Here is an 18,656-nt window from a genome sequence, read left to right as displayed (position 1 = left end):
GTCAGCGTTTGCTGTAAGGCGCAAGCGGATACTCGAGCGACGCTTCCGCAATGGCCTTTGGAGCCACCACCCGAGGCCTGCCTTTCAAACCCTGCAGCATCACCATCGAACAGTGGATGTTCTGGCCGGTCTCGTCGAACTTGGTGTTGTCGCCGTACATCAGGATCGGCTTCATGTCGGTCTTCTTGAGCGCGCCGTGAATCGCCGCGGACTCCGGCGAAGCCGCCCGCGTCACGGCGTCTGCGACGATCTGCACCGCCTCGAACGCGCAGCCCGCATTGGCATCGAACCAGTCGTTCGGGTAGTCGGCCGCGAACATCTTCATGATCTTGTCGGTCTCGGGGCCCTTGGGATTGAGCCACAACGCCGACAGAACCGGACCGTCACCATACTTTCCGAGCGCGTCGTGATACGCCTTGTCGGACACGCCGTTGGAGTTGGGCGAAAACACCATCTTCGGGTCCCAGCCCTGCTTGATGCATTCGCGCGCGATCATGATCGCGTCGTTGACGCGCGTGACCGAGATCAAAGCATCGGCACCCGACGCTTTCGCCTTGGCAACTTCCACCGACAGATCCTTGGCCTTCTCGTCATAGGCAACGTGCTGCGCGATCTTGAGCGGAACATCCACTTCCTTCCACGCCTGATCGATGCTGGCCGCCGTCGACTGCCCCATCGTGTTGTTGAGATGGAGAACAACGGCGCTGCTCGGCGGATCCTTCAGCGTGCCGAGCACGGACTTCAGCTCGGCCAACGATTGCCGCACGATGGTCAGCGACGTGGGGTAATAGCGGAACACCTGGGTGAAGCCCTGTGAAGTTACCTGGGTGGCGCTCGCGATGTGGACCACCATCGGCACCTTGGCGGCCTCGCAGGCCTGCAGCGCCGAAATGGTGGCACCGGAATCCCACGCGCCGATCAGCACGGTGCAGCCCTGCCGGATCAGGCTCTCGGCGGCAATCCGGCCGTTCTCCGGACGGCTTTGCGTATCGGCGTGAACGATCTCGATGTCGAGGCCGAACTTCTCACGCGCGAATTTGGCGCCGAGATCGATGCCGCGCACGCAGGCCTGACCGGGAAACGCCAGCACGCCGCTGCTGGGCATGATCGCCCCGACTTTCACTTTCGTGTTCGCCGCAAACGATGGCCTTGATACCAGGCCTACCGCAATTCCCAATCCGCTTCCGACAATCGTCCGCCGCGTGATTCCGCTTCGCTTGGTCATCTCGATGTCCTGTTGCTGAAGGAGTGAAATCTTATCTCGACTGGTAGCTTCGTACGTTTTGGGACCGACCTCCGACCTCAAAGGCCCATCTCGGCCTTGATCAATTCTTCCTCGGTTTCGTCGTAGAGCGACGCGATCAGCGACTGATAGCGCTCGTTGATCTGCTTGCGACGCTTCTTCCGCGTCGGCGTCATCACGCCGTTCTCGAGCGACAGCTCCTCTGGCAGAATGCGGAACGCCTTGATCTGCTCGGCTCGCGCCAGCCTTCCGTTGGCCTTGCCGATCTCCGCCTCGATCAGCCGGTTGACGATCTCGGAGCCTGCCAGGTCCGCGTAACTCGCGATCTTGTCGTCGCGCGACTTCGCCCAGTCCATTGTGCCGGTGGCATCCACTTCGATCAGGGCGGTGAGATATTTTCGCCCCTCGCCGATCACAGCCGCCTCGGAGATGAACGGGCTGTGCCTCAGCTCGTTTTCGATCTGAGTCGGGCTGATCGATTTGCCGTTCGACGTGTTGATGATCTCCTTCTTCCGGTCGACAAGCTTGAAGGTTCCTTCCGGCGACACTTCGACGATGTCGCCGGTGTAGAGCCAGCCGTCGCGAAGCGCCGCTTTCGTCTCGTCCGGCTTGTTCCAATAGCCCGCGAACAATCCCGGTCCACGGACGATCATCTCGCCGTCCTGGAGCACGGCGGTTTCCCACGCCGGATCCGGCAGCGGGACCCCGACGTTGCCGGCCTTCGGCCACTCCGCCATCTGCACCAGATTGGCACCGACCAGTTCGGTCTGGCCGTAGCACTCCTTGAGCTGCAAGCCCCACAACTGCCACAGCGACATCAGCTCGGACGGCATCGCCGCCGACGAGGTGAACGCGACCTTCAGTTCGTCGAAACCGACCTCCGCGAGCAGCGGCAGGAACACTTGCTCGCGGCAGGCCGCGAACAGTTTGGAGACGAAGGCATCCTCGTGGCCGCGCTGACGGTCTTCGAGCGCCCTGCGCGCGATCGTCACGGCAAGCGTGTAGTTCTGATCTCCCGCTTCCCCGGCGGGATGCACCTTGCTGAGGATCTGTGTCGCAAAGCGCTGGTAGAACCGCGGCGGCGCCATATAGTAGGTCGGCTTCACCTCTTTGATCGTCTGGGCGAAGTCCGCGGTCGTCTCGCCGAAATATGGAACTGCGTCGGCGATCAGCGGCAACGTGGTCGCCTGCCCGCGCGCCACAGTGTGCGACATCGGCAAATGCACGACCACCCGGTGTTCCTCTTCGCGCATGCTGGGGCCGAACAGGGTGATGCAATGAACGCCGGCGAGAATGGAAAGGTGCGTCAGCATGGCGCCTTTGGGGTTTCCGGTCGTCCCGGACGTATAGCCGATGCTGACGACATCGGACGCCTTTGCTGTCGCGCTCTCCTTCTGCAGATAGTCATGCGCATCGACATCGTGTGCTCCAACAAAGTCGGCCAGCGACTTGATCGACGCCGAGGCCTCGCCGGTCCAATCCGGGTCGAGCACGATGATGCCGCGGAGCTGCTCGGCCCGACCGGAGGCGAGCACGATGCGAAGCTGCGGCTCCCCGCCGACGAACGCGAACTTCGCGCCTGAATCCGTGAAGCAGTAAGCCACTTCTTCGGGTGACGAGGTGAAGTAAACGCCCACCATGACGCCGCCGGCGCACATCGTGGCCATGTCGGCGATCAGCCATTCCTCGGACGAATCGCCCATGATCGCGACCCGATCGCCGCGCTCGAGACCAGCACGCCGCAGCGCGCTGGCCAGGTTCACGACACGCTGCGCATAGGCGCCCCACGTCATGGCGGTCCAGGCGCCGTGACGCTTTTGTTGCAAGGCGATCTTGTCGGGCCGCTCCGCGAGTCGCGCGGCCAAAAGCTGCACGACGGTCGTATCCGCCAACTGGGCGCCGGATGTCATCTCAGCGACGTTCATCTCAGCGCTCCGCGAAACGCTTGCGCTTGGCCGCGAATGCGGCAACCGCCTCGGCCCGCTCGGGCGACTTGAACGTCAACATCTCCAGCGCCGCAGAGGTGTCGAGCAGCAGGTGGGCGTACTGCTTGATGATCTTGTTGACGCTGTACTTGGTCCACACGATCGATTCCTTCGGCCCGCTTGCCAGCAGTTCGGCGTATGCGATCGCGGCATCGAGAACGTTGCCGTCTGCGACCACCTCGTTGATCATACCGATAGCAGCCGCTTTCTCGGCGGAGATGAATTCGCCGGTCATCAGATAGTGCTTCGCGCGTACGGGCCCCATCAGCAGCGGCCAGATCACCGCGCCGCCATCGCCCGCGACGACGCCGGCATTGACATGAGTGTCGGCGAAACGGGCTGTCGAGCTCGCATAGATCACGTCGCAGAACAGCGCGAGCGTGGCACCCAGGCCGACCGCGACACCGTTGACGGCCGCGACGATCGGCACTTCGACTTCCAGCATGTTGCGGATGAGGTGGCGACCGCTGCGTGTCGGGGACGGCAGCGTTCCCTTATCCAGCGACTTCTGATCGCCACCAGAGCAAAATCCGCGGCCCGCACCGGTGAGAACGATCGCGTTGACAGAACTGTCGTGATCCAGCTTGACGAAGACGTCTTCGAGCTCCTCGTGCATCTCCCAGTTGATCGCGTTGAGGATCTCCGGGCGGTTCATCGTGACGATCGCGACGCCAGTGGCGCGCTGCTCGACGATCAGGTACTTGTAGCCGTATTGCGACATTGATTTCACCGTTCGATTACTGCTTCTGGGTCCGCATCAGCCGGATCTGCCCGAGAATCTCCTCGGTCGGCCGCACGACGTTGTTTCCGTCGTTGAAATGCGGGATGACGTAGCGACCGACCATGTCGATCGCCTCCATGATCTTTTCGTGCGGGACGGAGTCCATGTGCAGCAGCACCTCGTCGATACCCATGGCCTCGAACTTCTCGATCTGACGAATGACCGTATCGGGGCTGCCGCACACCGTCGTGGCCGACTCGTTGACCAGATAGTCCCAGTCGTTGGCGGCGCGCTCCATCGACGGCACGCTCTCCCCCATGTATTTGTAGTCGTCGGCAATCGCCGCGAGACGCGGATAGGCATCGGTCGAGATCTTGGCATAGTGCATTAGCGGGCCGGCATAATCCGCCTTGGCCTGCTCGTCCGTTTTCCCGATGCCGATGAACAGCGGAATGCCGATACGCGGACGCTGCAGCGGTCCCTCCGCGTCGCACTTCCAGTTTTTTTGATAGGCGCCGATCAGCTTCTGCTGAGCTTCCCAGCCCTGATAGATGTTGCTGCTCATCACGGCGAAGCCCTGCGAGGCCGCCCAGAGATGACTGCGCTCGCTGGTCGCCGCGATCCCGATCACCGGATGCGGCTTCTGCAGCGGCTTCGGAACCAGCTGGCGCGGAGGGATCTGGTAGTACTTGCCGTCAAACGTGAAAATGTCCTGGCGCATCGCCGCTTTCAGCAGCGCCAGCCCTTCTTCCATCTGCGCCAGCGTTTCGTTCGGATCGACGTTGAACGCCCGCATCGCGATGGTGGTGTTGGCGCGGCCGCCGTAGAATTCCATGCGGCCGTTGGACAGGATGTCGGTCACGGCAAGCCGCTCGGCCGAACGCAAGGCGTGGTTGATGCGCTGCGGCATCAGCGTCACCGCCGCGCGCAGCTTGACGCGCGACGTCACCGCGGCCAGATAGCCGAACACCACTTCGGGCGCCGAGCTCGAGATCCCGCCCAGTGCCACGTGCTGCTCGGAGAGCGCGACGCAGTCGAAGCCGACCTTCTCGGCCAGACGGACTTCGTCGACCAGTTCGTGAAGCCTGCGCGAGTAACTGTGGCCGACCTGGGTTTCCTGTTCAGACCAGAACCCAAACGTAAGTGCCATGTCTCAATCCTTTTAGCTTGCGAGATGGCACAGGGTTTCATAGGCGTGGCGATATTTTCGCCCGAAAGCCGCGTTGCGTAGTAACGCTTTCCGAATTTTATGCTGTCAGCATTCGCAACATGGCAGACGCCACGGGAAGCTTCGCCACGCAGCGGACGGGCTGACCGTCAACGGCGGGCGATGGCGGCTCCGGCCTCGCTATCGAAGGTCTTGATCAGCAACTCGGCGACCGCCGCGAGGCACGCTTCGCCGATGGCGTAGCTCGAGCCGATCGGACTTCCGATCACGCCGTTCTGCGAAACCGATCGGATGCCGTTCTTCCACATCAGTGCGAGATCAGCCTCCGACAAGCCGCCAAGATGGCCCACCTCGAAGCGATCCGGCCTGACGCTGTCGGGCCTAATGACCATCATCAGCGACGTCTCGGCGATGTCGGCGTGGCCGCCGACGGCCAACACGTCTCCTCCGGCTTCGCGCACCGCATCGCGCCACGTGTCGATCCATTTCGTCGAGTCGAAGAACGCCAGGATCTCGACATCCGAGGGGACGGCCTCGCGCAAGCGACCGAGCATGTCCTTCAGGACCGGAAAATTGCCAATGTGACCCGAGTGAATCAGGATACGCTTGAAGCCGTGCCGCGCCAGGCTTGTGCAATAATCGACACAAATCGCTTCCAGCGTCCCCGGCCGTAGCGAGATCGTACCCGCGAATGGCAGATGGTGAGACGAGCAGCCGACCGTAATGGTCGGCGCCACCAGCGTGTTGCCGCGGCTGCGCGCGATCCGCTCGGCCAGAGCATCGGCATGATCCGCATCCATGCCCAAAGACAAATGCGGCCCATGCTGCTCGACGGCCCCCAGCGGGATCACTACCGTCGTGCACCCATCGGCCAGCGCCGCGGCGACTTCCTCGTGGCTCATCTGCTCCAGATAGATCTGATCGGGATATCCGCGCGTCATCGGCTCAACCCTTACTGTTCTTTGATAAAAATCTTGCACGCGCTTTGGTTGAGCTCTCGGCTGTGACATAGGCGTCGAGGTCGGCCACGGTCATTTTTTCGAGCGCCTGATCGCTCATTTGCGCGGTGAGGTTGAGCGATCGCTTGATGGCATGGAACAGCTTGCGGTCTTTCTGCCGCAACACGCCGCACACGTCTCGCGCACGGGATGCGACCTCCTCGGTCGGGACGATCTCGTTCACGGCGCCGATCGCCACGGCGCGCTCCGCGCCGACGAGCTCGCCCCAGTACAGCAGCTCTTGCGCCGCCCGCACGCCGAGCTTCTCGACGGCCCGGCGCATGCCTTTGGTCACCGGCAGCAGGCCATGGTTGATTTCCGGAAATCCAATCTTGCACGCCGCATCGGCCACAACATAGTCCGCATGCAGCAGAAACTCCAGGGCGCCTCCGACCGCATAGCCGCGGACGGCGCAGACGATCGGGCCCGGATAGTTCTCCATCGCCACGAGGAGTTCGTGGAAGAACCGGATGCGCGGCCTCGCGACGTCGATCCCGACGACTTCCTTGATGTCGCCGCCTGCGCTGAAGAAGCGGTCGCCGCTTCCGGTGAGCACGATGCCGGGCGGATTCTCGTCGTCGGCAAGGCGCCGGATCGCCTCCAGCAACTCGACGATTAGTTGCGCATTCAGCGCATTGGCCGGCGGCCGGTTCATCGTGATCGTAACCAGGTCTTGATCACGCTCGATCAGGAGAGAAGTGGCAGTATTCATCAATGAGACCCAAGCGAGAGGCGGCTGCAGCAGCCGGGGAGCGGTGGACCGAACGGCGGCGAGACGAGAGCCGCAACGCCCGACGCCTCGCCGAGACGGCGCGCCTCACAATCCCAGATAGGCACGCTGGACATCGGGGTTCTCGAGCAGATCTCGCCTAGATCCATGCAACACCACGGAGCCGTTCTCGAGCACATAGCCGCGGCTGCTCAGAGCGAGCGACTTGGCGACATTCTGCTCGACGAGAAGGACCGTGATGCCCTGCTCGTTGAGGGATTTGACGACGCCGAACATCACATCGGTCAGCGCCGGCGACAGTCCGATCGACGGCTCGTCGAACATCACGATTTCTGGCTTCGACATGATCGCCCGACCGATCGCCAGCATCTGTTGCTCGCCGCCGGACAGCGTGCCGGCGAGTTGGTCGCGGCGCTCGCGAAGTCGCCCGAACAGCTGATAGACGTAATCAAGCGTATTTGCCAGGTCGTGCCTGGCCCGCTTCAGCGAGCCGCCGATCAGCAGATTGTCCTCGACGGAGAGCGCACTGAAAATCTGGCGGCCCTCGGCGACCTGAGCGATGCCCATTTCGCAGATGTCCCACGGCGGTAGCCGCGAGATTTCGACTCCGTTGATCCTGACGGAACCGCGCGACGACGGCACGATCCCCGCGATTGATCGGATCAGAGAGGTCTTGCCGGCGCCGTTGGCGCCGACCACGCAGATCAGTTCACCCTTGCCGATGCGGAGCGACACGCCGTTCAGCGCATTGGAGCCGTCATAGGCCACGCACAGGTCGTCGACTTCGAGAAGCGCGTCGTCAGGCATGGAAACCGGCTCCCAGATAACTTTCCAGCACCGCAGGATCCGCTACCACCTCTGACGGCTTGCCCTCGGCGATCTTGGCGCCGTGGTGTAGCACCACCACGGTCGACGCCACTTCCATCACGATCCGCATCACGTGCTCGACCAGTAGGATCGTCAGTCCACCCTCGGCGAGCCGGTGCAGCACGCCGACGACGCCTGCCGCTTCGGTCGGACGCAGCCCCGCCATCACTTCGTCGAGCAGCAGCAACTTGGGGCGAGTCGAGAGCGCCTTCGCCATCTCGAGCATCTTGCGATCGGGCAACGTCAACTGATCCGTCCGGGCATTCGCCTTGCCGGCGAGCCCGACATTTTCGAGCGACTCATACGCCTTGTCCCGCGCCTCCTTGACGTTCGTCGTCCAGCTGAAGGCGCCCACCATGGCATTCTCGAGCACCGACATATCTTTCATCGGTCGGACGATCTGGAAGGTGCGCGCTATGCCCATGCGGCACACCGCTTCGGGCGGCTCGCGCTCGAGCGAACGCCTCTCGAATAGCACCCGCCCGGCGGTCGGTCTCAGCGCCCCGGCGACGAGATTGAAGCAGGTGGTCTTGCCGGCGCCGTTCGGCCCGATAAGGGCGGTGATGCGGCCTGCCTGCAGTGAGAAGCTGACGTCATTGACCGCGACCAATCCAACGAACGCTTTGGTCAGGTTCTTCACTTCGAGCAGCGCGGTCATTCCTCGACCTTCCGCAATTGTGAGATCCGGCCGCGCGCCGGCAGCTGGATCGCCTCGTAGAGCCGGACGATCGCCGGCCAGATGCCGTCGGGCAGAAACCACACGACCAGGATCAGCACCGCCCCGTAGGCGACGCTGTTCAGTCCGGGGAGCCCCAGGCTGTCGCCGAGCGCCCCCATGGCGTGATGCAGCGGGATCGCTGCCATCGAGCCGACCAGCGGGCCGAACGCAGTGCCCAATCCGCCGACCACAGGGCCGATCAGTACGTCGACCGAGATCGCCATGCCCATGATCGAATCCGGAAAGATCGCACCCTGCACCAAGCCCAGCACGCCGCCGCCGACCGCGGCCGTCGCGGCCGATATCGAGACCACCAGCACCTTGTGGCGAAAGGTCCGCACCCCCAGTGCGCGGGCGGCCTCTTCGTCGTCCCGCATCGCCCGCCAGACATAGCCCCAATAGGACCGCGAGATCAGCTCCGTTCCCGCGACGCCGATGGCCGCAAGCGCGAGCGCGACGAAGTAGTAGAACCGCGCGTCACCGCGCAGCATCCCGAGGTCCATCGTGCCGCTCGGCGCCTGATAGAACAGGCCCTGCATGCCGCCGACATAGTCCCACCCGCCGAACATGATCCGGGCGAATTCGGCGGCTGCGATCGTGAGCAGCGCGAAATAGATGCCACGGACCTCGAAGCGGAAGCTCAGCCACGCCAGCACCGCGCCGACGAAGCCCGCAATCACCGCGCCCAGCAGCAGACCGATCCACGGGGTGACGCCGTATTTGATGTTCAGGATCGCCACCGCATACGCACCGATTCCAACGAACAGCGCGTGACCGATGGATAGCTGCCCGCCGATCCCGAGCATCAGGTTCCACGATTGTCCCATGAAGGTGAACAACAGGACGATCGTCAGAAGTGAGATGACGTAGGCGTTGGACATGCCACCCACCACGGCCAGGGCGGCGAAAACCAGGGCGCCGGCACCCCAACGCTTGGTGTCGCTGGCTTGATCAGATGTCCTTTGCACCGAAAAACCCCCTCGGACGGAAAATCAGGATGATGATCAGGAGCGCGTAAGGGAGTGCTGTTTTCATCGACGGCGTGAACATCAAGGCCGCGATCGCTTCGGCGACCCCGATCGTCAGGCCGCCCAGAAGAGCGCCACCGAAGCTGCCGAGACCGCCGACGATCACCGTCACGAAGGCCAGCAGCGTGAAGTCGACGGCGAGATAGGGCTGCGCATCGAACAGCGGCGAGATCAATGCGCCGGCGACGCCAGCGCAGGCGGCTCCGATGCCGAAGGTCACCGCATAGACCCGAGGGATATTCAGCCCGACCACCAGTCCGCCCAGTCGATTATTGGCGGCGCCCCGCAGCGATCGGCCGAATGCGGAGTACTTCAGATAGGCTCCCAGTGCGGCGATCAGCAGTCCGGCCGTAGCGGCCGCCTGGATGCGGGCCCAATCCAAGGTGAGCGGACCCACGCTCACGGTCTGGAAGGACAACTGAGACGCCGTCGGCCGCGGATCCGGACCGAACGACATCAGCAATACGCCGCTGAAAAGCAGTGAGAGGCCGATGAAGACGATGAACTGATAATGATGCGGCCGATTGACGAACCGCTTCACGACGAGCGTCTCTAGCAGATAGCCGAACACGAACATGACGACCGCGGCGATCGCGGCGGCTAAAACGATCGGGATGTCACAGATTTGAACGGTCCAGTATCCGATGTAGATCCCGAACACGACCATCTCGCCATGAGCGAAATTGACCACGCGCATGACGCCGAAGATGATGGTGAGACCGAGCGCGACGAGCCCGTAAACCAGCCCGATGAGCACCCCGCCGGCGATGACATTGAGCCAGAGCGACAGCATCAGCGACCGACCGCCGATGGATGCGCGATAGAAAGTCTTCGTCTTCCTTGCATGCTGATCGGTTCCATCTTGGCTGTAGCGGAAACGTAGCGGCGCCTGACGTCGTCCTGTGTTTCAGACCGCCTTTGGCGCGGCGAAACATCCGTCGATGTAGACGAGCGACTCACATCCGGCCCTCGTGGTCTGAGCCACCACCTCTCCGGTGAAAATGGTGTGACTACTGTCGCTGTAAGCATTCACCACGCGGCAATCGAAGCTGCAGACCGCGCCGACCAGACTTGGTGCTCCGGTTTTGAGATCGCACCACAAACCGTCACCGAAGCGGATATCGCCCTTGCTGCCGTCCTGCCCGGAAAACTTGAGCGCCAGATCGCGATGCTCGACTCCTAGAATATTCCAGCAGAACGACCCACTGCTGAGAATGATGTCGTGCGCACCGGCAGATCGATTGACACAAACCAGCACGCTGGGCGGAGCCGCCGACAGCGAGCAGCCCGCCGTCAGTGTCAGACCATGGCGGTTCGGCGCCCGACCTGTCGTGACGATCGACACGGTGCCCGGCACGCTGCGCATCGCAGCACGGAATGCTGCGGCATCGAGTGGGCTCGTTTCGGACAGCGGCGGTGTTGCGGACGGCATGGCTACGACCCTTGGATTCATGAGATGGATGCGCCCTCTTTGTCTGGTTGTGAGTCCGGGCATGCAGCGCTGCCCCGGTGAACGTCTGAGCTATCCGGCTGCTTGATAAAACTGGATGACGTTGCCGCCCGGATCCCGCACCTTCACCGCACGGCCGTGACTTTCCATGTCCCGGACCGCGTCGACTTGCGCCCCCATGGCTGCGGCACGCTCCATGGCGGCATCGAGGTCATCGACACCGAAGACAAGAACGGCATCTTGCAGCTGGTCCGAGACCGACTCCGTCGGTCCGGCGACGCAGAACGCAGCCGCATCGCTCACGAACTGGATCCACTTGCCGGGATCAGCGAAGCGCACCTTCAGACCCAGGCCTTCGTAGAACTCGGCCAGGCGTCCAGGATCGTTCGCTGTCAAATAGACTTGCTTCAGTTTCACGCTCGACATCCAAACCGTCGCTACCCAAGTGCGATCGTGGGTGGATAGTCGCCCGAGCCTCTCAGCATTACTGCTTGAACAACGCCTGTCACAGAAGCTTCATCAGCATTTTATGCTGTAACGACTTGTCGAGCCGCTAGATCCAACTCTGCATCCGGCCGATCTTTGCCATTTTCTGGTTGACGAGGTGGGCGTCGTTGCTGCGAACCTTTTGTCTCGCGCAACGCCCGCGGCGTGGTCAGCGACGTGGGACCGAAGCCACACGCGACGACAGGCGGTTGTACGAAACAGGGCAGTTCTCGACATCGAGCTCTGCTGCACGTCCCGTCAAGTGACACGGGGAGCCAATCGATGGAGCGGCGGGCATTACATCTTGACCGAATCCGTGGATCAACGTCGGCCTGCATATCGCATAGGCAAAAAATGTATCGGAAGTAGGCAACTAACCTTTTGATCGCAATGCACAATGCGAAGGTTGACGGTTTTTCGATACAAATCGACGATTTGTCGAAATCCCACAAGCGCAATTGCGGTTAGCTTTTACCACGCGATTGTCATCACCCCGCAAACGACGGTGATACGCGCCGCAGAAGACTGCCATACTTGGGAGATACGCGATGTCGACAACCTCTCTCGACAGAATAGATATTAAGATCCTCAACGAGCTCCAGCAGAATGCGAGCTTGACCAATGTCGAGCTCGCATCACGCGTCAATCTTTCGCCGTCGCCGTGTCTGGCACGCGTCAGAACACTCGAAAAACTCGGCGTGATCGATCGACGGATTGCCCTTCTCGATCCCGCCGTGCTCGGCATTGGTGTAACGGCTTTCATCCAGATCAAGCTGGAAAAGCAGGTCCAGACGTCCCTCGAGAATTTCACCCGATCCATCGACCGGCTGGCCCAGGTAATGGAATGCTATCTCATGACCGGTGAGAGCGACTACATGCTCCGCGTCATGGCGGCCGACATCGAAGATCTCGAAGACCTGATTGTCAACAAACTATCCCGCATTCCCGGCGTCAGCAGCATTCGATCAAATCTGGCCCTCAAGCGCATTTCGCACAAGACCGTGCTGCCGATCGACGCCAATCGGCCGGTCACCGTCAAGGCTTGCGCCACCCCCTCGCGCCCTCTGGAGCGCTCACCAAGACCCCGATACGACCCAACCGGTCCATTGCTGTCCGATGCGCCGATCGGGCTCGACACCAATCGTCCCAGCTACAGCGTGGAAAGGCTATGAGGCGCCCCGCCATGGGCTCCGGCCAGTTGGCAATAATGGTGAAGTTAAGATCGGCAGAGTGCTCGAGCGGCGCTGCGAGCCTGACAATCCGCACACGACCCAACGCGAGCACCCGTCGGTTCCAGCGAGCAGAGCGACCGAGATGACGGGATCGATCGAAGCGGCCCTGCAGGCGCTCGCCGACGGCGAAATCGTCGTGGTCACCGACGACGACGATCGCGAGGGCGAAGGGGACCTCGTCGTTGCCGCCTCGCGGTGTACGGCTGCGAAGATGGCCTTCATCATTCGCCATACATCGGGAATCGTCTGCGCTCCGATTACCCTCGAAGACGCGAGACGCCTGCGGCTTGACCCGATGGTTGTCAACAACGACTCGGCTCACACCACGGCGTTCACCGTGTCAGTGGACTACCGGCCGGATAACGGTACGGGCATCTCGGCCGAAGAGCGGGCCTCGTGCTGCCGTGCACTCGCCAACCCCAACGTCGGCGCCGGCGATTTTTGCCGGCCGGGACACGTTTTCCCGCTGATCGCAAAAGAAGGTGGCGTACTCCTGCGCTCGGGTCACACCGAGGCCGCCGTCGACCTGTGCAGACTGGCAGGTCTCGAGCCGGTCGGTGTCATCAGCGAACTGATGAACGACGATGGCTCGGTGATGAAGGGTCCGCAAGTCGCGGCGTTCGCCGACAAGCACAAGCTGAAACAGGTCACCATCGCAGACCTCATCAGCTTCCGGCAGGCCCGCGAGACGCTGATCGAGCGCGTCTCGAGCGTCACGGCGGAGAGCTCGATCGGCCCGCTCCAGGGCTATTCGTATCGCTCGCCGTTCGACCCCATTCATCACGTCGCCTATATCTACGGAGAACTGGGCGACGGCACCAACGTCCTCACGCGCTTCTATAAACCCAACATCCTGCGCGATTTGTTCTCGGGTCAGGAACAGGCCAAAATGAACGTCATTCTGCAACGCTTCAAGGATAATGGCAGCGGCGTGCTCGTCTATCTGCGCGACGGCGCGGCGGGCGTTCCGCCTGCGCCGCTAGGCCCGATCAGTTCGCGCGAAGACGACCGTAATCGGCAATGGCGCGAGATCGGTGTCGGCGCCCAGATCCTGCGGGATCTCAAGATCAGCTCCATCCGTCACCTCACGTCGTCGACGCATCACTTCAAGGGACTGTCAGGCTTCAGCATCGAGATCGTCCGAAACGAAGCGCTCTAACTCCAGCCATCCGCGTTTCGAAAGTCCATTGAGCGCGTCCCGCACCTCAGGCATCCGGCGAAGCTTGCAGTTCGTGTCGCGGCAGGTCTCCCCCGGGCCAGTCTGGCCGGCCTCGCGCTCGGAGAAGTAGCGCGCCGGCGATTTGCCAAGCGCCTTCTTGAACATGGTGATGAACGCGCTCACCGACTCGTAGCCGAGCGCCTCGGACACGGACTGAACCGTGTTGCCAGCAGACAATTTCTGGATGGCGACGATGATCTGAAGCTGCTGACGCCAGCGACTGAAGGTCATGCCGGTCTCGGCGAGCACAATGCGCATCAGCGTCCGCTCGCCGAGCGCGACGGCTTGCGCCCACTCCGCCACGGTCCTACGGTCGGCCGGATTGTCCATCAAAGCATCGGCGATCATACGCAGTTTCGAACTCCGCGTGATCGGAAGATGCAGCCGTTCGGTCGGCATGGCGATCAACTCGTTGAGGAGCACCGCGGCGATCTGCGCGGGCGGGCCGTCGGGATCGTAGAGCGGGGGCAGCGTCGCCATCCGATGGATCAGCTCGTGCAACAGCGGTGAGATCGACAGCGTGCAGCATTCCTGCGGCACGCTCGCCGCATCCATGTCCACATAGAGAAACAGCAGGCTGGCGTTGCCGCTGACGCGATTGCTGTGGGGCATACCGCCGGGAATCCAGACGCCGCAGCGCGGCGGGACCATCCACAGGCCGCTCGGCACTTCGCACGTCACACCGCCGCGCTGGGCGAGGACGAGCTGTCCCTTGCGATGGATGTGAACCGGCAGTTCGTCCTCCTGCTCCCGGGTATCCACCATGCCGGCCACGATCGGACGGTCCAAAATGTCAGGATCGAACCGCCGATAGTGCTGATAGAGCGTGCCGCGCATTGTCATCCTTTAGCAATTAATTGGCAGAATAACGAAATTCTCTCGACGCAGCAACGCCTATGGTCTCCGTGCTTCACGGACGATCACATCATGCCTTCACCATTTCTGTCTCGGCTTCTCGCAACAGCAGTGCCCGGCCGGCTCGATCCGAAATGGGCGCTGTTCTCTTCGAACTCCTTCATCGCGGCAATGCTCGCGATCTATTTTGCCTTCCGGCTCGGATTGGAGCGGCCATATTGGGCGATGCTCACGGTCTATCTGACCGCACAGCCGTTCGCCGGCGCGGTTCGGTCACGCGCCGTCTACCGCTTTGTCGGGACATTGCTGGGCGCCTGCGTGGCGCTGGCGCTGGTCCCGATCCTGGTCGATCAACCCGCGTTATTGTCGGTTGCCGTTACCGCATGGGCCGGACTCTGCCTCTATATCTCCTTGCAGGATCGCACGCCGCGCAGCTATGCTTTCCTGCTGGCAGGCTACACCGCGACGACAATCGCGTTCTCGAGCGTCAACGTTCCGGCGATGGTATTTGTGACCGCGCTGTCACGTGTCGAGGAGATCCTGCTCGGCATCGGCTGTGCGACCTTGGTGCACACCCTGCTGTTCCCGAGCGACGTCACTACTCCTGTGCTGAAATCCCTCTGCGCCGCATTGTCGGACGCCTTCGCCCGGACCACCGATGTGCTCTGCGCGCGCGTCGACAAGGCACCGAATACGGGACGCTGGAAGCTCGCTGCGGACATCACGCAAATCGAGATCCTGTCGACGCACCTGCGCTACGACACCGCCGCGAGCAAGCCGGACCTGCGCGCCATCGGTGCCGTGCAGGACCAGCTCGCATTGGTCTTGCCGATGCTGCTGTCGGTGGAGGACGGACTCGCCGCCTTGGGAGAGCGGCGCTCGGCCGAGTTGAACCACCTGCTGTCTGAACTCGCCGACTGGACACGTGCGCCGGGGCGATCACCGGCCACTTCCGACGAACTGATCAGAAAGTGCACATCGTTCGAAGCGACCTGTTGCGACGATCGCAGCGAATGGGATCGGCTGATCGAGGCCGGAACCGCGGCCAGATTGGCCACGCTGATCGAAGCGCTGGCTGCCGCGCGAAACCTGTCGCGGGCATTGCACAGCGGTGCTCACCCTGCCACTTGGAGCCAAGCTGGCCTGCGGGATCGACACGTGAGGCGACGCCTGCACAGCGATCCCGGCCTTGCCGTCCTGTCGGTCGTGGCTCTTGGCGTCGCCGTGCTCGGCTGCTGCACGGTCTGGATCACGACGGCCTGGCCGGAAGGCGGCGTCGCCACGCAAATCGCCGCCATCGCCGCGGCGCTCTACAGCAGCCTCGACGATCCCGCGCCAACGCTGATTTCCTACGCGCTCTGGACGCTGGCCTGCCTACCGATCGCCACGATCTACCTGTTTGTGATCTTCCCGGCCACCACCGGCTTTCCGATGCTGGTGTTCTCGCTGGCGCCGACCTTTCTGGTGATCGGCTATCTGCAGGCCAATCCCCGGCATTTCATCAAGGCGCTGGCGCTCGGTCTCGGACTGATCAGCGCGCTCGACCTCCAGAACAAATTCAGCGCCGACTTCGCTCTGTTCATCAATAGCAATGCGGCTGCGATGATCGGACTTCTCACAGCGTTCATCGCAATTCGATTGCTGCGTTCACTGTCGGCATCGGGAGCGGCGCAGCGTCTGCTGCGCCACGGCTGGTCCGATCTGGCGAGGCTGGCTGCTGCACGGCGGCCGATGAGCCGCGCCAGATGGACCAGCATCATGCTTGATCGATTCGGCCTGGTGATCCCTCGGCTGGCTGGCGCGACGACGGACATCGCGGTGGAAGCCCGTCCTTTGGCCGCGCTGCAAATCGGCCTCGATCTGCTCGCGCTCAGGCAAGCCGCAGTGCACGAGGACGCGCGCACCGACCCTGGCCTCCAGCAGCTTCTGCCGATGCTGTCGCAGGCATTCCGCTGGCTGGCCCGCGGCAACGCGAAACTGACGCCTGACGATGCGCGCGCCCTTCTGGCCGCGATCGACAACGCGCTGTGCGACACGCGCAAAGACACGACCGCCTGCCAGCAGCGAACGCTCGCGCTGATCGGCCTACGTCGGACGATGTTTCCGGATGCTCATGCTTTGTCCAGCAAGGCCATGCCATGAACGAGGAAATCGCCATTGCCGGCGTCTACGTTCCGACGTTAGCGCTGGCCTGTGCTTGTGCGCTCGCGGCCTGCTTTATCGCCTCCGCGGCCAACCGCAAATTCATCGGCGTCCATATTCGAAGGTATGCGTGGCACCCCGCGCTGTTCGACTTCGCCGTCTTCGTCATTCTGACCAAGATCTTCTACGCTGTTCTGGGAAAGCTGCCGCTATGACAACGATGAGTTCGATGTTTCCCCGCATGATGCTCACTGTCCTGATGGTGAGCGTCGCGGCACCGGTCGGCATCGGCATGTGGGAGCATTATGAGGCGGCGCCATGGACACGGGACGGCCGCGTCCGCGCCGACATCATCGCCGTTGCCGCCGATGTCTCCGGGCTGGTCGACGAGGTGCTGGTCCGGGACAATCAGGTCGTCCGCAAGGGTGATATCTTGCTGCGGCTGAATCCCGACCGTTTCCGCCTCGCCGTCCAACAAGCAGAGGCGTCTCTGGCCAACCGCGAAGCCGCCGCGGAGAAGGCAGCGAGCGACCGCGCACGATACGAGAAGCTGAGCGAAGGTGTCGTGTCGCAGCAACAGCGCGAGACGATCCGCGCTACGGATTTGCAAGCCAAGGCGCTTTATGGTCAGGCCGTGGCCGACCTTCAGATCGCGCGGCTCGATCTCGATCGATCCGAAATCCGGGCACCCGCGAATGGCCGCGTGACCAATTTCGATTTACGGCCCGGCACCTATCTCGCCGCGGGGCGCGGCATCATGGCGCTGATCGACATCGACACCGTGCGTGTCGAAGGCTATTTCGAGGAGACCAAGATCCCGCGGATCCACCTCGGTGACGCCGTTGACGTGAAGCTGATGAACGGAACGACGCTGAGCGGTCGGGTCGAGAGTATCGCTGGCGGAATCGAGGACCGCGATCGAAGTTTGGGGTCCAGCCTGCTCGCCAGCGTCAATCCATCGTTCTCCTGGGTCAGGCTCGCCCAGCGCATTCCGGTTCGGATCCGCATCCCGCGCAAAGATGTCGATCGCCTGATCGTCGGAACGACTGCGACGGTGCAAGTCAATGTTGGAAACCGCAACGCACCGCCAAACACCATGGGCGTTTTACGGTAACGCTCGGTAACGCGCTCAGCCGGCGCCGAGAAAATCTAATGAAAACAAAGCCGAATGGCGTGCCCGGAACGATTCGAACATCCGACCCTCAGATTCGTAGTCTGGTCCGGAGCATTGAAATAACTAGCGTTTGTTACCGTAAGCGCAAGCAAGAATCGCGAAATAACGCCGTTTCGCCGCGGCACCAGATGACCGTGATAAAGGGTCCGCCGATCGCGCCGGGCCAAGTAGAGGGAGGAAACGAAGATCGGATATCTTTCGCAAACGCCGAATGCGGAATTCGATCGCGGAAATCTAACGAACGACATCCAGCAGCAATACTGTCGTGCACATCAGACCGCATTTTGTGCTGAAGTCCGCAGCTCTCAGCGCCATTTTCGGCATTTGACGCGAGGTACGATTTCGACTGGACCAAAAAGCGCGCGCGAAACTTGAAGGGTCCCGATCACCAGGCTCCGCACGTCCAGAACAGCTCATTTCATCGCCCGGCTCAGATCTCGCAATGCCCGCGCCGCCATACCTGCTTTTGCAATTCAGAACTCCCAATCGCCGAGGGTTCTGCCGAGGATGACTGCCTGAGTTCGCGTTGCGATGATGAGTGTCCATTCCTTTAAATCGCGCGCTGACGAAATCGCGCCTATTTCCCGAGGTACTGTCTTCGATCGTCTCTACCTAGCGCGCGGAGCGTCTTTCTTCTGAA

18 protein-coding genes are annotated in these 18,656 nt (G+C 62.2%); 5 read left to right on the top strand and 13 right to left on the bottom strand.

Features of this window, described 5'->3' with window-relative positions:
* Position 1: 1 nt before the first annotated feature.
* From ACM42_RS09240 to ACM42_RS09185, 12 genes are all read right to left on the bottom strand, one after another.
* A complete protein-coding gene (locus ACM42_RS09240) occupies positions 2–1,225 on the bottom strand; it encodes an ABC transporter substrate-binding protein (protein WP_271527623.1) in 1,224 nt (407 codons plus the stop codon).
* Positions 1,226–1,302: 77 nt separating this feature from the next.
* Entirely contained in the window at positions 1,303–3,168 is a 1,866-nt protein-coding gene (locus ACM42_RS09235) for an AMP-dependent synthetase/ligase (protein WP_271527622.1), read from the bottom strand.
* 1 nt (position 3,169) lies between these two features.
* On the bottom strand, positions 3,170–3,949 hold the full coding sequence (locus tag ACM42_RS09230; protein ID WP_271527621.1) for an enoyl-CoA hydratase/isomerase family protein: 780 nt from the start codon (positions 3,947–3,949) through the stop codon (positions 3,170–3,172).
* 16 nt (positions 3,950–3,965) lie between these two features.
* The gene (locus ACM42_RS09225; protein ID WP_271527620.1) at positions 3,966–5,099 is read right to left on the bottom strand and encodes an LLM class flavin-dependent oxidoreductase; all 1,134 of its coding nucleotides are present in this window, start codon (positions 5,097–5,099) and stop codon (positions 3,966–3,968) included.
* A 167-nt stretch (positions 5,100–5,266) separates the two neighbouring features.
* Positions 5,267–6,058: a creatininase family protein gene (locus tag ACM42_RS09220; RefSeq protein ID WP_271527619.1), complete on the bottom strand. Its 792-nt coding sequence runs from the start codon at positions 6,056–6,058 to the stop codon at positions 5,267–5,269.
* Positions 6,059–6,062: 4 nt separating this feature from the next.
* Complete coding sequence (locus tag ACM42_RS09215) at positions 6,063–6,827, bottom strand: enoyl-CoA hydratase/isomerase family protein (protein ID WP_028140597.1); 765 nt, start codon at positions 6,825–6,827, stop codon at positions 6,063–6,065.
* A 105-nt stretch (positions 6,828–6,932) separates the two neighbouring features.
* Positions 6,933–7,652, bottom strand: coding sequence for an ABC transporter ATP-binding protein (locus ACM42_RS09210; RefSeq protein ID WP_271527618.1), 720 nt, complete (start codon positions 7,650–7,652; stop codon positions 6,933–6,935).
* A complete protein-coding gene (locus ACM42_RS09205; protein WP_028140599.1) occupies positions 7,645–8,370 on the bottom strand; it encodes an ABC transporter ATP-binding protein in 726 nt (241 codons plus the stop codon). Before ACM42_RS09205 ends, ACM42_RS09210 begins: the two co-directional genes overlap by 8 nt.
* A complete protein-coding gene (locus ACM42_RS09200; RefSeq protein WP_240536500.1) occupies positions 8,367–9,398 on the bottom strand; it encodes a branched-chain amino acid ABC transporter permease in 1,032 nt (343 codons plus the stop codon). The genes ACM42_RS09205 and ACM42_RS09200 overlap by 4 nt, the downstream gene beginning before the upstream one ends.
* Positions 9,382–10,251, bottom strand: coding sequence for a branched-chain amino acid ABC transporter permease (locus ACM42_RS09195; RefSeq protein ID WP_028140601.1), 870 nt, complete (start codon positions 10,249–10,251; stop codon positions 9,382–9,384). Before ACM42_RS09195 ends, ACM42_RS09200 begins: the two co-directional genes overlap by 17 nt.
* Before the next feature lie 114 nt (positions 10,252–10,365).
* Complete coding sequence (locus tag ACM42_RS09190; protein WP_018316668.1) at positions 10,366–10,890, bottom strand: flavin reductase family protein; 525 nt, start codon at positions 10,888–10,890, stop codon at positions 10,366–10,368.
* Between the two features lie 90 nt (positions 10,891–10,980).
* A complete protein-coding gene (locus ACM42_RS09185; RefSeq protein WP_271527617.1) occupies positions 10,981–11,334 on the bottom strand; it encodes a VOC family protein in 354 nt (117 codons plus the stop codon).
* Positions 11,335–11,942: 608 nt separating this feature from the next.
* Between ACM42_RS09185 and ACM42_RS09180 the strand changes: the two genes are divergently transcribed.
* Positions 11,943–12,566 carry an Lrp/AsnC family transcriptional regulator gene (locus tag ACM42_RS09180; protein WP_028140604.1) on the top strand — a complete coding sequence of 208 codons (624 nt, stop codon included), beginning with the start codon at positions 11,943–11,945 and terminating at the stop codon, positions 12,564–12,566.
* A gap of 142 nt (positions 12,567–12,708) precedes the next feature.
* A complete protein-coding gene (gene ribB, locus ACM42_RS09175) occupies positions 12,709–13,785 on the top strand; it encodes a 3,4-dihydroxy-2-butanone-4-phosphate synthase (protein WP_271527637.1) in 1,077 nt (358 codons plus the stop codon).
* Here ribB and ACM42_RS09170 read toward each other — a convergent pair.
* Positions 13,744–14,610 carry an AraC family transcriptional regulator gene (locus ACM42_RS09170; protein WP_442868917.1) on the bottom strand — a complete coding sequence of 289 codons (867 nt, stop codon included), beginning with the start codon at positions 14,608–14,610 and terminating at the stop codon, positions 13,744–13,746. The genes ribB and ACM42_RS09170 overlap by 42 nt on opposite strands.
* On the opposite strand from ACM42_RS09170, the gene ACM42_RS09165 reads away from it, so the two are divergent.
* The 3 genes from ACM42_RS09165 to ACM42_RS09155 are packed head-to-tail and all read left to right on the top strand — an operon-like array spanning position 14,563 to position 17,956.
* Positions 14,563–16,842, top strand: a complete 2,280-nt coding sequence (locus ACM42_RS09165) for an FUSC family protein (protein WP_271527616.1) — start codon at positions 14,563–14,565, stop codon at positions 16,840–16,842. The genes ACM42_RS09170 and ACM42_RS09165 overlap by 48 nt on opposite strands.
* Entirely contained in the window at positions 16,839–17,057 is a 219-nt protein-coding gene (locus ACM42_RS09160) for a DUF1656 domain-containing protein (RefSeq protein ID WP_195787492.1), read from the top strand. The genes ACM42_RS09165 and ACM42_RS09160 overlap by 4 nt, the downstream gene beginning before the upstream one ends.
* Positions 17,054–17,956: an efflux RND transporter periplasmic adaptor subunit gene (locus tag ACM42_RS09155; RefSeq protein WP_442868916.1), complete on the top strand. Its 903-nt coding sequence runs from the start codon at positions 17,054–17,056 to the stop codon at positions 17,954–17,956. Before ACM42_RS09160 ends, ACM42_RS09155 begins: the two co-directional genes overlap by 4 nt.
* Positions 17,957–18,656 lie beyond the last annotated feature (700 nt).

The sequence above is a fragment of the Bradyrhizobium sp. CCBAU 25338 genome (genome assembly GCF_028128965.1).
GTDB lineage: Bacteria > Pseudomonadota > Alphaproteobacteria > Rhizobiales > Xanthobacteraceae > Bradyrhizobium > Bradyrhizobium liaoningense.
The sequence above is the reverse complement of the archived record's forward strand: the minus strand, read 5'-3'. Positions and strand labels throughout refer to the sequence as shown.

What these genes read in the sequence shown, in the direction of transcription:
- ACM42_RS09205 (WP_028140599.1), bottom strand. Translation starts at nt 8,370, where the DNA reads ATGACCGCGCTGCTCGAAGTGAAGAACCTGACCAAAGCGTTCGTTGGA.
- ACM42_RS09160 (WP_195787492.1), top strand. Translation starts at nt 16,839, where the DNA reads ATGAACGAGGAAATCGCCATTGCCGGCGTCTACGTTCCGACGTTAGCG.
- ACM42_RS09185 (WP_271527617.1), bottom strand. Translation starts at nt 11,334, where the DNA reads ATGTCGAGCGTGAAACTGAAGCAAGTCTATTTGACAGCGAACGATCCT.
- ACM42_RS09240 (WP_271527623.1), bottom strand. Translation starts at nt 1,225, where the DNA reads ATGACCAAGCGAAGCGGAATCACGCGGCGGACGATTGTCGGAAGCGGA.
- ACM42_RS09235 (WP_271527622.1), bottom strand. Translation starts at nt 3,168, where the DNA reads ATGAACGTCGCTGAGATGACATCCGGCGCCCAGTTGGCGGATACGACC.
- ACM42_RS09170 (WP_442868917.1), bottom strand. Translation starts at nt 14,610, where the DNA reads ATGGTGGATACCCGGGAGCAGGAGGACGAACTGCCGGTTCACATCCAT.
- ACM42_RS09225 (WP_271527620.1), bottom strand. Translation starts at nt 5,099, where the DNA reads ATGGCACTTACGTTTGGGTTCTGGTCTGAACAGGAAACCCAGGTCGGC.
- ribB (WP_271527637.1), top strand. Translation starts at nt 12,709, where the DNA reads ATGACGGGATCGATCGAAGCGGCCCTGCAGGCGCTCGCCGACGGCGAA.
- ACM42_RS09215 (WP_028140597.1), bottom strand. Translation starts at nt 6,827, where the DNA reads ATGAATACTGCCACTTCTCTCCTGATCGAGCGTGATCAAGACCTGGTT.
- ACM42_RS09155 (WP_442868916.1), top strand. Translation starts at nt 17,054, where the DNA reads ATGACAACGATGAGTTCGATGTTTCCCCGCATGATGCTCACTGTCCTG.
- ACM42_RS09190 (WP_018316668.1), bottom strand. Translation starts at nt 10,890, where the DNA reads ATGCCGTCCGCAACACCGCCGCTGTCCGAAACGAGCCCACTCGATGCC.
- ACM42_RS09220 (WP_271527619.1), bottom strand. Translation starts at nt 6,058, where the DNA reads ATGACGCGCGGATATCCCGATCAGATCTATCTGGAGCAGATGAGCCAC.
- ACM42_RS09180 (WP_028140604.1), top strand. Translation starts at nt 11,943, where the DNA reads ATGTCGACAACCTCTCTCGACAGAATAGATATTAAGATCCTCAACGAG.
- ACM42_RS09195 (WP_028140601.1), bottom strand. Translation starts at nt 10,251, where the DNA reads ATGCTGTCGCTCTGGCTCAATGTCATCGCCGGCGGGGTGCTCATCGGG.
- ACM42_RS09165 (WP_271527616.1), top strand. Translation starts at nt 14,563, where the DNA reads ATGGATGTGAACCGGCAGTTCGTCCTCCTGCTCCCGGGTATCCACCAT.
- ACM42_RS09230 (WP_271527621.1), bottom strand. Translation starts at nt 3,949, where the DNA reads ATGTCGCAATACGGCTACAAGTACCTGATCGTCGAGCAGCGCGCCACT.
- ACM42_RS09210 (WP_271527618.1), bottom strand. Translation starts at nt 7,652, where the DNA reads ATGCCTGACGACGCGCTTCTCGAAGTCGACGACCTGTGCGTGGCCTAT.